Source organism: Betaproteobacteria bacterium, from assembly GCA_009693245.1.
In the GTDB taxonomy this organism is placed as follows: domain Bacteria; phylum Pseudomonadota; class Gammaproteobacteria; order Burkholderiales; family SHXO01; genus SHXO01.
In genome coordinates, this window is sequence record SHXO01000004.1 from 21,148 (window position 1) to 35,972 (window position 14,825).

The following is a 14,825-nucleotide window of genomic DNA, read 5'->3' on the forward strand; positions in this document are numbered from 1 at the left end:
CAGCCGTCGCGGCCACTTGGAGAGCGGACAAGAGCCCTAGTCACATGTTGGGATAGTTGGGTCCGCCTCCGCCTTCGGGTGTCACCCAAGTGATGTTCTGTGTGGGATCCTTGATGTCGCAGGTCTTGCAATGCACGCAGTTCTGCGCGTTGATTTGCAGGCGTGGTCCCCGTTCTCCGGTCACTATTTCATAGACGCCCGCTGGGCAATAGCGCTGCTCGGGCGCATCGAATTTCTCCAAGTTGACGCGGATGGGAACGTCTTGGTCCCTTAGGGTGAGATGGGCCGGTTGGTCTTCCGTGTGGTTGGTGTTGGAGACGAATACCGATGACAGGCGGTCGAAGGTGAGGACGCCATCGGGCTTTGCATAGGAGATGGGCCGCACGGCGGATTTGCCGGCCAGGGATTCGTGATCGGCATGGCGGTGGCGAAGAGTCCACGGCGCCTTGCCTCCGAAGACGATCTGGTCGATGCCCACCATCAGCGTGCCCCAATACAAACCCTTGCTCATCCAAGGTTTGAAGTTACGCGCGCGGTGCAGTTCTTCGTGCAACCAACTCTTGCGGAAGGCTTCTGGGTAGCTGGCGAGTTCGTCGCGCGAACGCCCGTCCTTCACGGCGTCGAAGGCGGCATTCGCGGCCAACATGCCGGATTTGATGGCGGCATGACTACCTTTGATGCGTGACGCATTGAGAAAGCCTGCGTCATCTCCGATCAAGCATCCGCCCGGGAAGATGAGTTTTGGCAACGATTGCAGGCCGCCCGCGGTGATGGCTCGCGCACCGTAGGCGAGCCGCTTACCGCCTTCGAGATAGGTTCGTATGCTAGGGTGCGTTTTGTACCGCTGAAATTCCTCGAATGGACTCAAGTAAGGATTGCTATATCCAAGGCCAACCACGAATCCGATGGAGACCAGATTGTTCTCCATGTGATAGAGAAACGATCCGCCGTAGGTGTCCGATTGCAGAGGCCAGCCAGCGGTGTGAATCACCAAGCCCGGTAGGTGCTTTTCGGGTTTGATCTCCCACAATTCCTTCAGTCCGATCCCGTACACCTGGGGATCGCGATCATCGGTCAAGTGAAAGCGTTTTTGAATCTGCTTGCCTAGATGGCCCCGGCAGCCCTCGGCGAAAAATGTGTACTTGGCCAGGAGTTCCATGCCGGGCTGGTGCGCCCCCGTGGGTTTTCCATCCTTGCCGATACCCATGTCGCCGGTGGCTGCCCCTTTGACACGGCCGCGTTCGTCGTACAAAACTTCGGCTGCCGCGAAGCCGGGAAATATCTCCACGCCCAAGGCTTCCGCTTGCGCCGCCAGCCACCGGCATACATTTCCCAGGCTTGTGACGTAGTTACCATGGTTCTGAAAGCAGGCGGGTAGCATCCAGTTGGGGGTTTTGAAGGAACGGGATTCGTTTAGGAATAGAAAACGGTCCTCGCTCACGGGCGTCACCAGCGGCGCGCCTTGCGCTTGCCAGTCCGGAAGCAGTTCGGCCAGGGCACGAGGATCCATCACCGCGCCGCTCAGAACATGGGCACCCACCTCGGACCCCTTCTCCAAAACGCACACACTGGTCTCATGCTTGTGCTCGGAGGCGAGTTGCTTGAGCCGGATGGCCGCCGCGAGACCGGCTGGCCCCGCTCCAACAATCACGACGTCGTACTCCATGGATTCGCGCTGTGCCACGCTGTGCTCCTTTTCTTGCGGGAAGGTTGGGCTGTTAGACTTTGCGATGTTATCGTCTTTTACCAAAGTGGCTACCAAGGTGGATGGCAAAGTGGATGGAAAAGTGGATAGGGAAGCGCGCGGGAAGTTGGTGCACGTGGAAAAATTCCGCATGCGGTGGGCGGATATGGATGCCCTGGGGCACATGAACAACACGGTGTATTTGCGCTGCCTGGAGCAGGCGCGCATCTCCTGGTTCGACAGCATGCAAGTGGATTACAGAACCCACGCCGAAGGTCCCGTGCTGGGAAGCATCGCCTGCCGCTATCGCATTCCTATCGTCTACCCGGCCAATCTGTGCATCACGCTTTATCTTGGAGCGGCGAGGAAGAGTAGCTTCCCGCTGATCAGCGAGATTTACGAGGAGTCCGACCCCGCGCGCATCTACGCGACCGCCGAAGCCATGATGGTATGGATTAACTTGAAGGAAGGAAAATCGCGCCCGCTTCCTGGGTGGTTGCGCACCCTCGCGGAACTGGAAAATTCATAGCTCGAATATTTGTCCGGTTATACCCAGACTGTCTTGCCCCAGCAGATAGAGATAAGCAGGCAACACCGAGATCAAGGGCGCGCGTTCCGTGGAGTGCTCGCCGGGGTGGGACTGGCCGCGCTGGGGCGAATCGATATTGCCCGGCACGATCATATTGGCGCGAAGGCTTGGGAGATGTTCCCACTCTTGCGCCAATATTCTGGTAAGAGACGCAAGAGCGCCTTTCGCGGCGGCGAACCCGCCCCAGAACGCCGCGGGATGGAGCCCGTGGGTTTCGCCGGTGAAGATGACGGATGCACTGGGCGCTGTCCGCAGAAGCCGCGCGCAAGCGCGTGTGAGCGACATGGGCGCGGCAAGATTGACTCTCAGCAAACGCATCCAGTCGTCCAGCCGCTGTTGTTCAATGGGGGCAGGCGGGAGCAACTCCGCGGCGCAGTGCACGATGCCCGACAAGCTTCCTAACTGCGATTCGATGCCCCCCGCCATTTGGTCGAATTCCCGGTCGGTGGCGTGCGCTAGATCAAGAGGCAGGATCATCGGCTCGGGATATTTCTCGCCGGTAATTCGATCATAGAGTCTTTCCAATTTGGCCGTATTCCTGCCATGCGCAATGACAGTCGCACCACAACGCGCCGCGCCAAGCGCAACGGTGTGCCCTAAACCTTGGCCTGCGCCCGTTATCAGGATGACGCGCCCGGCGAGCAAGTTGGGCGGTGCCTGGTAGGCGAGAAGGGATCTGGTCATGAATTATTCTCTAAGTTCTGCGCGCAGTAATGGGCTGCACGAAGCCCGCTGCGCACAGCCGCCTCGATGGTCGCGGGGTAATCGCTATGCACATAGTCTCCGGCGAGAAAGACGCCGGGAACGGGAGTGAAGGTTGAGGGTCGTTTGATGCCCACGGTGCACGCGAAGGTCGCGCGTTTTTCCGCGATGACGCGGTGCCATAGGGGCGCGGGTAGATGAGGAAAGGCGGTTCGCAGTTCGCCGTGAACCCGGCTCGCCAACTCGTCATGGGCGAGATCCTGATGGGATCCCGCGGCGGAGATCACCACGCCGAGGACTCCGGGTTGGTTGCATAGGCGGCCGCGATCGAATACCCACTGGCTGTAGGCCGCATACAATCCCACCATCGCCTTGGGTAGCCGGATGTTTTCCGGGTAGGCGAGATACACCGAATAGATGGGCCGGTATTGCAGCGCCGCGACTTGTGCCGCCATTTCCGAGAAAGCCGGGGTGTCTTCGATCAACGCACATAGATGCTGGGGTGCTACCGCCAGAATGCAGGCCTTGAAATGGGCGGCTCCGTCCCGCGTGCTTATCTCTATCGAATTGTCGTGGGACGCGATACGGGTAACCCGGTTGTTCAGCCGCACTTCACCGCCCGCCCTTGCTACGTATTGGACGGCGCCCTCCGGAAACAACCGCGACAGATCCGTGAGAGGAAGAAGGAGATCGCTGTTACTTGCTGGGAAACTAAAGGTGTCGCGCAAGACGTTGCAGAAGATTTGTGCGGAGGCCTCATCTGGCGCGGTGTTCAAGGCGGAAATGCACAGCGGGTGCCAGAGGTAGAGGTTCGCCGCGTGTGTTTGGTGGTGGGCGGCTAGCAAATGCGCGACGCTTACATCTTCATCCAATAGGAAGCGTCGTGACCGGAGAAACATGAGCATCCTGACAATACGAATCTTGTCCTTCGTGCCAATTCCCGATGCGGTGAGTAATCCCAGCGCGAGATTAATGGGCCAGGGTAGGCGTGGGGCGCGAAGGCGAAAGCCCGGGTGGATGCCAAGTTCAAGGGGGATGCGAAGCAGCTTTGGGTCTTCCATGGATTGGCCCACGATGGAAATGATCCGTTGCGTCTCGCCATAAGCGCCAATGAGAATGTGCAGGCCGTTGTCCAAATCGATACCGCCCGCTATCACGCGGCGTGCCCGCCCTCCTAGCGTGGCACCAGCTTCGAACACAATGGCAGGTAGGCCGCGCTCAGCCAGCGAGACGGCCGCGGCCATGCCCGCGTACCCCCCTCCGATGATCGCGACTTGCGCGGATCCCATATTCCGAGAGCGCTTTATGTGGAGGTGATCCAGGTTTTCCAGGCGATCCAGAATTTTCGCAATGGCGGGAGTGCCGTGCGCTCGCTCAGCACCTTACATCCGCCTTGCCGAATTTCGTCCAGCAAGGTGCGATAGATGTTGCCCATGATGAGGCTGGCGCGTTGTGACCGGCGGTCTTGGGCGCAAAGGCTTGATGCCGCACGCTCGTAATGAGAGATGGCGCGCGTGATTTGGTGCGAGATCAAACTTTTAAAAGCATCGGTTTCTCGGTAGAGCACGATATCGTCCACCTGGACACCGAACTGCTCCAAATCCTTCAAGGGAATGTAGACCCGGTTGCGGCCGATGTCCTCCCGGACGTCTCGAATGATATTAGTGAGTTGTAAGGCGATTCCCAACTGGCGGGCGAATTCGCGCGTGCTGGGATCCTTGTAACCGAAAATCTCGGCTGCAAGCAAGCCGACCACGCCAGCCACGCGATAACAGTAAATTTCCAGGGTTGCGAAATCCGGATAGCGGTTGTAGTCGAGATCCATTTGCATGCCGTCGATGATCTCGATCAAATGTGCAGATGGCAGTTTGAAAGCCGCCATGGCAGGTAGTAAGGCCTTTGCGACGGGGTGTTGCGGATTCCCCTCCAGCATATTGGCTATTTCGCTCCGCCACCATTGCAGTTTCTGGCGCGCGATGACAGGGTCTGAGCATTCGTCGACTACATCGTCGACTTCACGGCAAAAAGCGTAAAGGGCGTGGATGGCCAGGCGCTGCTCGTTGGGTAGAAAAAGAAAACTGTAGTAAAAACTCGATCCGCTGCGAAGAACGCGATTCTGGCAGTACTGGTCTGGGGTCATGAAGGCAAGCGAAATGAGAGCGCGGCGCGAAGGAGCATCACGGGCCAGTCCCACGCCTCGAGAACTGGGCGGCGCTTGAATACGTCGCCTTTGACTGCTTCCAATTTGTCCAATATGCGCCTTCCACCCTCTACGATCATGCGCAGTTCCAATCCCATTCTGCCCGGCAATTCATATCCAAGACTGGCACCGTCATTCAACATCGAGCGTGCCCTGGTAATTTGATATTGCATCAGGTCACGCCAGCCACCTTCAGTACTCGCATGGGCGATCTGATGCTCGGACACGCCAAAGCGGCTGATCTCATCCATCGGAATATAGATTCTGTCTTTGCGGTAATCGGCTTGCACGTCCTGCAGAAAGTTGATGAGTTGGAGGCTGGAGCAAATGCGATCCGAGTACTCTAAGAAACGCGGTTCTGTTCTGCCGAAAAGATGCAGTAGCAGCCTGCCAATGGGATCGGCGGAGCGGCGGCAATAGTCCATGACATCAGAAAAAGTTGCATAGCGTTTTTGCGTAACGTCCTGGGTGAAGGCGTCCAGAAGTTCGAAGAAAAGCTTAACGGGTAGCTGGTGCTCGGCGACCACCCGGGCCAGATCGCCAAACATGCCGCCGGATTTTGCCGCTTGCGATAGATTCCCCAATTGGACGCGGTACTGTGCAAGTTGTGCGAGCCGTGTCGCCGCATCCATATCACCTTCGTCGGCAATGTCGTCCGCGGAACGTGCAAAGCGGTAAATGGCATGCACCGGAAAACGCAGGCGTGCTGGCAGCAGGACCGATGCGACCGGGAAATTTTCATAATGGTTGGCGCTCGTGAACACCGCTCGAATATCCGCTTTATTCTCTCAAGCCACTAAGATGACAGGGAATTATGGTCCGCAGTGCGCTCAGGAACGCCTGGTGCGCGCGGTGGAAGTGTTGCAACGCATTATATTAGAATCGGTTTTGGGCGAAAGTGGCGAAATTGGTAGACGCACCAGATTTAGGTTCTGGCGCCGAAAGGCGTGAGAGTTCGAGTCTCTCCTTTCGCACCAGGGTGTATTGATCGTCCGTGTATCGATCGTCCCTGGGACGCAAGCGCTCTTTAGGGAACAACGCCCCTCAGGTAACAGAAAATGACATGGGACAGTGGTCCCGGAACGGTAAGGAACAGCCATGCAAGCAACACTTGAAACCATCAGTACCCTGGAACGGCGTCTCAAAGTGTCGCTCCCCATGCAGGATGTAAACAGCGAGGTCGATAGCCGGCTACGCCGGATGGCGCGTACAGCGAAAATACACGGCTTTCGTCCCGGCAAGGTTCCCTACAAACTCGTGCAGCAACAGTACGGCGGGCAAATTCGCCAGGAAGTGTTGGGCGATATCTTGCAGAAAACCTTTGGTGAGGCGGTTCGGCAAAAGAATTTACGAGTGGCTGGATTGCCCCGGTTCGAACCAAGCGCCGAGCCCAAGGGCGAAGAGACGTTCGAATATAGCGCGACGTTCGAAATCTATCCCGAGGTCAAAATCGGTGAGTTGACCAGTACCGGGATCAAACGACCGGTGTTGGCCGTTGGGGATTCCGAGATCGACAAGACCATCGAAGTTTTGCGTAAGCAACGAGTTACTTACCAGCCTGTGGAACGCGGCGCGGCCAAGGGGGACCGGGTATTGCTTGACTTCGAGGGCAAACGGGACGGCCAAACCTTCGAGGGCGCAACTGGCAAGGATCACATGGCCCTGATCGGCGAGAAGCGCTACATCGAAGCGTTCGAGGACAACCTAATTGGGCTTAAGAAGGGAGACCAAAAGAATTTTGAAGTGACTTTCCCCCCTGATTATCACTCTTCCGAGCTCGCCGGCAAGCAAGTGTCCTTTGACGTACAGATCAAGGGTGTGGACCAAGCCAATCTTCCTCCCTTGGATTCGGAGTTCGCTAAAGCCCTAGGTATTCCCGACGGCGATCAGGCGCGTTTGAGAGAGGATGTCAGGACAAATCTCACCCGCGAGGTCGAGTGGCGGATCCAAGCGCGAGTCAAGGACCAAGTAATGCGGGTACTGCATGATTCGGCCCAAATCGAGGTTCCCAAGAGTTTGGTGGAAATGGAAATTAACCGGCTGATGGGCGAAATGCGGGAAAACCTCAAATCTCGGGGCATGAAGCAGGATACCGACTTGCCGCTAGAGCTTTTCGAAAGCGATGCCAAGCGCCGGGTGACCCTTGGGTTGATTATTTCTGAGTTGGTGAGGACTCAGAATTTGCAGGCGAAACCGGAACAATTGAAAGAGTTAGTGGCGCAGCATGCGCAAAGCTACGAAAACCCTAGCGAAGTGGTTCAGTGGTACTACCAATCACCCGATAGATTGCGGGAGGTTGAGTCACTCGCATTGGAAAATAACGTGGTTCAATGGGTGCTCGGCGTGGCAAAGGCCGAGGACGTGACCGTCGAATTCGACGAGCTAATGGGGAATCGTACGTGATGACATATGGGCAGTTTCAGGAACCTAGGGGATTGGGTCTGGTCCCCATGGTGGTGGAGCAAAGCGGGCGTGGAGAGCGTGCCTATGACATCTACTCGCGGCTGTTGAAGGAGCGGGTCATTTTTCTGGTGGGGCCCGTGAACGAGGTATCGGCAAATCTGATCGTTGCCCAATTGCTATTTCTTGAGTCGGAGAATCCGGATAAGGACGTGTTCTTCTACATCAACTCGCCGGGAGGTTCTGTTTCGGCTGGCTTGGCGATCTACGACACCATGCAATTCATCAAACCTGCCGTCAGCACTTTGTGCATCGGGCAGGCAGCCAGCATGGGTGCGTTGCTCCTCGCCGCAGGCGCCAAGGACAAGCGCTTTTGCCTTCCAAACTCAAGGGTGATGATTCACCAACCCATGGGTGGCTATCAAGGGCAGGCCTCCGATATCGAAATCCACGCCAGAGAAATACTCTATCTACGCCAACGGCTTAATGAGATACTGGCGTCGCATACCGGGCAAGATATCAAGTCCATAGAGAAAGACACGGACCGAGACAATTTCATGGCGGCCGAGGAGGCGGTGAAATACGGGCTGGTCGATAAAGTACTATCGCGTCGCGACGTGGCAACCTAAGATTCGGCATTGAGCACGCGTTCGCTCTACAAAGTTGCCTGCGATACGACCATCACACAATCGGGAGGCCTAGCGCATGTCTGAGAAACCGGGGTCGGAGAAATTACTTTATTGCTCTTTCTGCGGAAAGAGCCAGCATGAAGTTCGCAAGTTGATCGCGGGCCCTTCGGTATTCATTTGCGACGAATGTATCGAGCTTTGCAACGATATCATCCGCGAAGAGAGCCAGAGCGATACCACGGCGAAGGCGGGCAAATCGGATTTGCCAGTACCACAGGAAATCCAGAATATTCTCGACCAGTATGTAATCGGCCAAGCACACGCCAAGAAAATTCTCTCGGTGGCGGTGTACAACCATTACAAGCGATTGAAGAATCTCGGGAAGAAAGACGAGATCGAGCTATCCAAGAGCAACATTTTGCTCATTGGACCCACGGGGTCCGGGAAAACGCTGCTGGCCCAAACATTGGCGCGCTTGCTGAATGTACCCTTCGTGATGGCGGACGCGACAACATTGACAGAGGCGGGCTACGTTGGAGAAGATGTCGAGAACATTATCCAGAAGCTGCTTCAAAAGTGCGACTACGACGTTGAGAAAGCGCAAAGAGGGATCGTCTATATAGACGAAATCGACAAGATTTCCCGCAAGTCGGAGAACCCTTCCATTACCCGGGATGTATCTGGCGAAGGCGTGCAGCAAGCTCTGCTAAAGCTCATCGAGGGGACCATCGCCTCGGTTCCGCCCCAAGGGGGCCGTAAGCACCCCAACCAAGAGTTCGTGCAGGTCGATACCACCAACATCCTTTTTGTGTGCGGCGGCGCCTTCGATGGCTTGGACCGCATCATCCGCAACCGCTCGGACAAGGGCGGGATCGGATTCGGGGCGCAGGTACGCAGCAAGGATAGCCGTAAGGACATCGGCATTGTGCTAAAGGATGTCGAACCAGAGGATCTCATCAAGTATGGGCTCATCCCAGAGTTCGTGGGGAGGTTGCCCGTGGTGGCCACGCTCGACGAACTGGACGAGGAAGCGTTGATTCAAATCTTGACCGAGCCCAAGAATGCCTTGCTCAAACAATTCCAGAAACTTTTTGCCATGGAAGGTGTCGAGCTGGAGGTGCGCGGGGAGGCGCTGAAGGCCATCGCCCGTAAAGCCCTTGCTCGCAAGACCGGCGCGCGCGGGCTTCGGTCCATTCTCGAACATTCGTTGCTTGACACCATGTTCGATTTGCCGTCGTCGAAGAACGTCAGGAAGGCGGTGATCGACGAGGGTACTATTGTCAGCGACGTGAAGCCATTGCTGATCTATGCGGACCAACCCAAGGTGGCGGGCTCCGCGTAAAAGCCGCTATTAGGGTACAAAGGCATTGGATTCCCCGCCGCGTTGCAATACCGATATTCCTCCCCAATCTACAACTTGGCCGATACGGGCCTAACCAGGTGAAAGTGAATGTCTAACCAAGAATCCTATTCGGATGCGGTCACGTTACCTCTACTTCCTCTACGGGACGTCGTGGTATTTCCGCACATGGTCATCCCTTTGTTCGTGGGTAGGCCGAAGTCCATCAAGGCGCTGGAGACCGCCATGGAGGCAGGGAAGAGCATTCTGCTAGTGGCGCAAAAATCCGCGGCGAAGGACGAGCCCTCCGAGGAAGATCTATATTCCACTGGCACTATCTCCAATATCCTGCAGATGCTGAAACTGCCAGATGGTACGGTGAAGGTGTTGGTGGAAGGCGTACAGCGAGCCAGGGTGCGTCTTGTGCACGATCTACGTACTCATTACGCCGCTGAGGCGGTCCCCGTCCATGGCTCCATAGGCGAGGGTACGGAACTAGAAGCCATGCGCCGGGCAATGATTGCGCAGTTCGACCAATACGTAAAGCTCAACAAGAAAATTCCACCCGAGATATTGACCTCCCTCGCGAGCATCGACGAGGCTGGCCGCCTAGGGGACACGGTGGCGGCGCATCTCCCCTTGAAGTTAGACCAGAAACAGCAAGTCTTGGAAATGCTTGACGTGCGCCACCGTTTGGAGCATCTGCTTTCGTTGATGGAAACCGAGCTCGATATTCTTCAAGTAGAAAAACGCATCCGCGGGCGGGTGAAGAAGCAGATGGAGAAGAGCCAGCGCGAGTATTACCTCAATGAGCAAGTCAAGGCCATTCAAAAGGAGTTGGGAGATCTCGAGGAAGGCGCGGATTTGGAAGAAATGGAGAAGCGCATCCGAACCGCTCACATGCCCAAGGAAGCGCGACTGAAGGCTGAGTCGGAGCTGAAGAAACTGAAGCTCATGTCTCCCATGTCCGCGGAAGCGACCGTGGTTAGAAACTACATCGAGACCCTGATTGGTTTGCCGTGGAAGAAAAAGAGCAAGATCAATTCGGATCTATCCCATGCGGAGCGGATTCTCAACGAAGACCATTATGGGCTGGACAAGGTCAAGGAGCGAATTGTCGAGTACCTCGCGGTCCAGCAAAGAGTCGATAAGGTGAAAGCGCCGATACTTTGCCTCGTGGGTCCTCCGGGAGTCGGCAAGACCTCCCTCGGCCAATCAATCGCCCGTGCGACCAATAGGAAATTTAGCCGGATGTCATTGGGCGGCGTGCGTGACGAAGCCGAGATACGGGGACACCGCCGTACGTACATCGGGTCCATGCCCGGCAAGATATTGCAGAACCTTTCAAAAGTGAGCGTGCGCAATCCCCTGTTCCTGCTCGACGAAGTGGATAAGATGGGCATGGATTTCCGGGGGGATCCATCTTCGGCTCTGCTAGAGGTGCTGGATCCGGAACAAAACAGCACTTTCGTGGATCATTACGTCGAGGTGGAGTACGACTTGTCCGACGTGATGTTCGTGGCGACCGCCAATACCATGAATATTCCGCCGGCACTACTGGATCGCATGGAGGTGATCCGTCTTTCCGGTTATACGGAAGACGAGAAAGTAAACATCGCCCTACGGCATCTGATTCAGAAGCAGTTGAAAAACCATGGTCTGAAGCCCGAGGAAATTTCTATTTCAGAGAGCGCCGTTCGCGACATCGTTCGCTACCACACCCGGGAGGCGGGCGTGCGCGCCCTCGAAAGAGATTTGTCCAAGATATGTCGTAAGGTAGTGAAGGCGCTGGTCATGCATAAGCGCCAGCGCAAGACGGCCGTGTCGGCGAAGAATCTCGAATCCTATTTGGGCGTGCGCCGGTACTCCTATGGCATCGCGGAGAAGAACAACCAAATCGGGCAAGTTACTGGGTTGGCTTGGACCGAAGTGGGCGGAGAGCTGCTGACTATCGAGAGCGCGGTGATGTCTGGTAAGGGCAAGGTGGTCTCGACCGGAAAACTGGGTGAAGTGATGCAGGAGTCTATCCAGGCCGCGATGACGGTCGTTAGAAGCCGGTCGGAGCGCTTGGGTATTCTCGAGGACTTTTATCAGAAGAACGATATCCACATTCATCTTCCCGAGGGCGCGACACCGAAGGACGGGCCCAGCGCCGGAATCGGCATTTGCACGGCCATGGTGTCCGTGCTGACCGGTATTCCCGTGCGGGCCGACGTGGCGATGACGGGGGAAATTACACTGCGCGGCGAGGTATTGCCCATCGGCGGATTGAAGGAAAAACTACTTGCCGCACATCGCGGCGGCATAAAGGTAGTCCTCATTCCAGAGGAAAACACCAAGGACTTGGCGGAGATTCCTGAAAACATCAAGAACCGCCTGGATATTCATCCAGTTAAATGGTTTGACCAAGTCCTGGAACTCGCGCTGGAACGAAAGCCGGTGCCTCTGCCGGAGAAAAAAGAATCAGTGGCCTTACCGCCCGCCGCGGTCGAGAATCCTGCCCCCGCGTTCAAGCACTGATCCAAGACGGCGGCCGAGAAATCACATTGTCATGATGTCTCAGCCAAGCGACTACTCTCATGAGATGGTTGCTCCTTACCGCGTTTCGCTTGACACACTATTTTCACGCTTGATATAAAACCGCGGTTGCGATTAAGAAGCAAGCCGCTTATGCGCCGAGGGCGCGGGAAGGGGAGTTCGGGGGTTGGGCCAAAAGGATGTTCGAAGTCACAGCTAATCTCACTAATTCATAACGAAAGGGGACGCACATGAATAAACAAGATCTGATAGAAACGATCGCGAAACAAGCCGACATTTCCAAGGCGGCGGCGGGTAGGGCGCTAGATGCCGCCATTGCAGGCATTAGGCAGTCCTTGAAGAAAGGCGGTATGGTCACCCTCGTGGGATTCGGGACATTTCATGTCGGCAAAAGAGCGGCGCGTGCCGGCCGTAATCCACAAACAGGTGCCGCCATCAAGATCAAAGCAGCGAAGGTTGTGAAGTTCAGGGCTGGAAAAGCGCTGAAGGACGCTGTAAACTAGCAGGTCTTCAGTTCGGTGTAATGCACTCAGGATAATTTTGGTGGTAGGAATCCGGGGTGCTTAGCTCAGTTGGTAGAGCGTCGCCCTTACAAGGCGAATGTCGGGAGTTCGAGCCTCCCAGCACCCACCAGCAGGACTGATAGGGAGTGGTAGTTCAGTCGGTTAGAATACCGGCCTGTCACGCCGGGGGTCGCGGGTTCGAGTCCCGTCCACTCCGCCAGCATCACAAAAAAGGCGAACGCAAGTTCGCCTTTTTTGTTTAGACGCATTGATACTTAACCCAAGCCAGCTATTTCATCTCACACGCCCCGCGGGGGAAAGGACCAGCTCGATGTTTGATTTTGTCGCAAACCGAAAACGGATTGTTCAGATCGTTATCGCGCTGATCATGCTGCCCTTCGCGTTCTTCGGAATCGACTTTTACTCTCGCGGCGTGGATAAGAGCGATCAAGTGGCGGTTGTGGGCGGCGCGGGCATTACTTCTAGCGAGTTCGGCCGGGCATTGCGCGAGCGCCAAGAGCAAGTCCGGCAGATGATGCAAGGCAAGGCGAGCTCTGAGATTCTGAATAGCCCCGAGATCAAGAACCAAGTGGTGGAGCAACTGATCGAGGAACGCCTGATGCTGGCGAGCGCGGACAAAACGAGATTGGGGGTGTCGGACTCGCGGCTTCGCGACATGATTCAGAGAATCCCCGCCTTCAAGAACGACGTGACGGGAAAATTTTCCAAGGAGCGCTACGAGCTGCTGCTTCAAACGAGGGGCATCGATCCAAGTACGTTCGAGGCGGGTCTGCGTAGCGATGCAGTGATTTCTCAAGTGCGGGGGTCGGTGGCTTCCACTGGATTTTTGCCTAGGACAATCGCCGGGCGTCTTGCCAAAATTCGCGGGCAACAGCGCGAAGTGAGTCAAGTGATCGTTTCTCCGATGAGTTTCCTGGCGCAAGTGAAACTGGCGGATGACGAGGCTAAGCAATACTACGATAACACGCCCACGGCCTATACTTTGCCGGAACGAGCGCGCGTGGAATATGTGGTGCTATCCTTGGAGGCGATGCAAAAGCAAGTATCGGTCAAGGAAGAGGATATTCGAAAGTACTACCAGGAAAATGCTTTACAGTTCGAGCAGCCTGAAGAAAGACGCGCCCGGCATATTCTCTTCGCCGTGGACGCGAAGGCCAGCGAAGAGGTTAGATCCAAAGCCAAGTCCCAAGCGGCGGCCTTGCTCGCCACGGCGAGGAAAGAAGGGGTTGATTTCGCGGAATTGGCCAAGAAGAATTCACAGGATCCCGGTTCCGCGCCGGAAGGGGGCGATCTGGGGTTTTTCGCGAAAGGGCGCATGGCCAAACCTTTTGATGAAGCGGTGTTTGCCATGAAGGCCGGAGAAATCGTGGGGCCTGTGGAAACTCAGTATGGATACCACATGATTCGGCTGGAAGAAATCAAAGCGGGTAAACGCCAGGCTTTGGAGGAGGTGCGCGCGAATATCGAGGAGGAAGTAAAGAAGAACGCGGCGAACCGGGAGTTTGCCGAAAAGGCCGAACAGCTCAGCACCCTAGTCTACGAACAGTCTGACAGTCTCAAGACCGCGTCCGAAACACTCAAGCTGGCTATTGACCAAAGTGGATGGGTGACGCGGGACCGTGCGGAAATACCCGTGTTGAACAACGAGAAATTGCTCAAGGCTATTTTTTCGGAGGAGGCTGTCAAGAACAAGCGCAACACCGAAGCGGTGGAGGTAGCGCCCAGTACTATCGTGTCGGCGAGAATCGTGGAACATATTCCACCCGCGCGGCAGCCCTATGAGGTGGTCAAGGAAATAATCGTGGAGCAACTCAAAGCCAAGAAAGCGGCGGAGTTGGCAAGGAAGGATGGAGAAGAGAAACTGGCGCGCTTGAAGAAGGGCGAGTCAATCTCACTGCCGTGGTCCCCCGCTCAGGCCATTTCGCGCGAAAAGACGCAAGGCCTCTCGCCGGAAGCTGCGCAAGTGGTTTTTCAGGCTGACGCCTCGAAGTTGCCCGCCTACGCCGGATTTGGCGGCGGGGACGGGCGTTACGTGCTCTTTCGTGTGAGCAACGTGACGGACTCCGCCGAGACGAACGAGGAAGCCGACCAGGCCCTGGCCAAGCAGGTTGCATCCATGCTGGCTCGCGAAGCCCAAGCGGCTCGTGTACAAAGCCTAAGGACAAAGTCCAAGGTTAAGATCAATAAGGACCGTTTCGAAAAAGGTTAAGGCGAGGTAGG

The 14,825-nt window shown here is 56.1% G+C and carries 12 protein-coding genes and 3 tRNA genes; 10 read left to right on the top strand and 5 right to left on the bottom strand.

The window, feature by feature from the left end; genetic code table 11:
* Positions 1-40: 40 nt before the first annotated feature.
* Positions 41-1,666, bottom strand: coding sequence for an electron transfer flavoprotein-ubiquinone oxidoreductase (locus EXR36_01120; GenBank protein ID MSQ58279.1), 1,626 nt, complete (start codon positions 1,664-1,666; stop codon positions 41-43).
* Here EXR36_01120 and EXR36_01125 point away from each other — a divergent pair.
* Entirely contained in the window at positions 1,611-2,213 is a 603-nt protein-coding gene (locus EXR36_01125; protein MSQ58280.1) for an acyl-CoA thioesterase, read from the top strand. The genes EXR36_01120 and EXR36_01125 overlap by 56 nt on opposite strands.
* Here EXR36_01125 and EXR36_01130 read toward each other — a convergent pair.
* The 4 genes from EXR36_01130 to hpnC are packed head-to-tail and all read right to left on the bottom strand — an operon-like array spanning position 2,208 to position 5,948.
* The gene (locus EXR36_01130; GenBank protein ID MSQ58281.1) at positions 2,208-2,957 is read right to left on the bottom strand and encodes an SDR family NAD(P)-dependent oxidoreductase; all 750 of its coding nucleotides are present in this window, start codon (positions 2,955-2,957) and stop codon (positions 2,208-2,210) included. The two genes, EXR36_01125 and EXR36_01130, sit on opposite strands and share 6 nt — an antisense overlap.
* A complete protein-coding gene (locus EXR36_01135) occupies positions 2,954-4,264 on the bottom strand; it encodes an FAD-dependent oxidoreductase (GenBank protein MSQ58282.1) in 1,311 nt (436 codons plus the stop codon). Before EXR36_01135 ends, EXR36_01130 begins: the two co-directional genes overlap by 4 nt.
* 14 nt (positions 4,265-4,278) lie before the next feature.
* Positions 4,279-5,115, bottom strand: a complete 837-nt coding sequence (gene hpnD / locus EXR36_01140; GenBank protein ID MSQ58283.1) for a squalene synthase HpnD — start codon at positions 5,113-5,115, stop codon at positions 4,279-4,281.
* On the bottom strand, positions 5,112-5,948 hold the full coding sequence (gene hpnC / locus EXR36_01145) for a squalene synthase HpnC (GenBank protein ID MSQ58284.1): 837 nt from the start codon (positions 5,946-5,948) through the stop codon (positions 5,112-5,114). Before hpnC ends, hpnD begins: the two co-directional genes overlap by 4 nt.
* Positions 5,949-6,067: 119 nt before the next feature.
* On the opposite strand from hpnC, the gene EXR36_01150 reads away from it, so the two are divergent.
* The 9 genes from EXR36_01150 to EXR36_01190 all read left to right on the top strand — a co-directional run bounded on the left by EXR36_01150 (position 6,068) and on the right by EXR36_01190 (position 14,814).
* A tRNA-Leu gene (locus EXR36_01150) sits at positions 6,068-6,152 on the top strand.
* Between the two features lie 121 nt (positions 6,153-6,273).
* Complete coding sequence (locus EXR36_01155; protein ID MSQ58285.1) at positions 6,274-7,578, top strand: trigger factor; 1,305 nt, start codon at positions 6,274-6,276, stop codon at positions 7,576-7,578.
* Positions 7,578-8,204 carry an ATP-dependent Clp endopeptidase proteolytic subunit ClpP gene (gene clpP, locus EXR36_01160; GenBank protein ID MSQ58286.1) on the top strand — a complete coding sequence of 209 codons (627 nt, stop codon included), beginning with the start codon at positions 7,578-7,580 and terminating at the stop codon, positions 8,202-8,204. Before EXR36_01155 ends, clpP begins: the two co-directional genes overlap by 1 nt.
* 76 nt (positions 8,205-8,280) lie before the next feature.
* Complete coding sequence (clpX, locus tag EXR36_01165) at positions 8,281-9,546, top strand: ATP-dependent Clp protease ATP-binding subunit ClpX (protein ID MSQ58287.1); 1,266 nt, start codon at positions 8,281-8,283, stop codon at positions 9,544-9,546.
* Between the two features lie 108 nt (positions 9,547-9,654).
* Positions 9,655-12,063, top strand: a complete 2,409-nt coding sequence (locus EXR36_01170) for an endopeptidase La (protein MSQ58288.1) — start codon at positions 9,655-9,657, stop codon at positions 12,061-12,063.
* Between the two features lie 248 nt (positions 12,064-12,311).
* Entirely contained in the window at positions 12,312-12,584 is a 273-nt protein-coding gene (locus tag EXR36_01175) for an HU family DNA-binding protein (protein ID MSQ58289.1), read from the top strand.
* 54 nt (positions 12,585-12,638) lie between these two features.
* Positions 12,639-12,714 (top strand) — tRNA-Val (locus EXR36_01180).
* Between the two features lie 13 nt (positions 12,715-12,727).
* Positions 12,728-12,804 (top strand) — tRNA-Asp (locus EXR36_01185).
* 111 nt (positions 12,805-12,915) lie between these two features.
* Positions 12,916-14,814: a peptidylprolyl isomerase gene (locus EXR36_01190; protein MSQ58290.1), complete on the top strand. Its 1,899-nt coding sequence runs from the start codon at positions 12,916-12,918 to the stop codon at positions 14,812-14,814.
* The last annotated feature ends 11 nt before the right edge of the window (positions 14,815-14,825 follow it).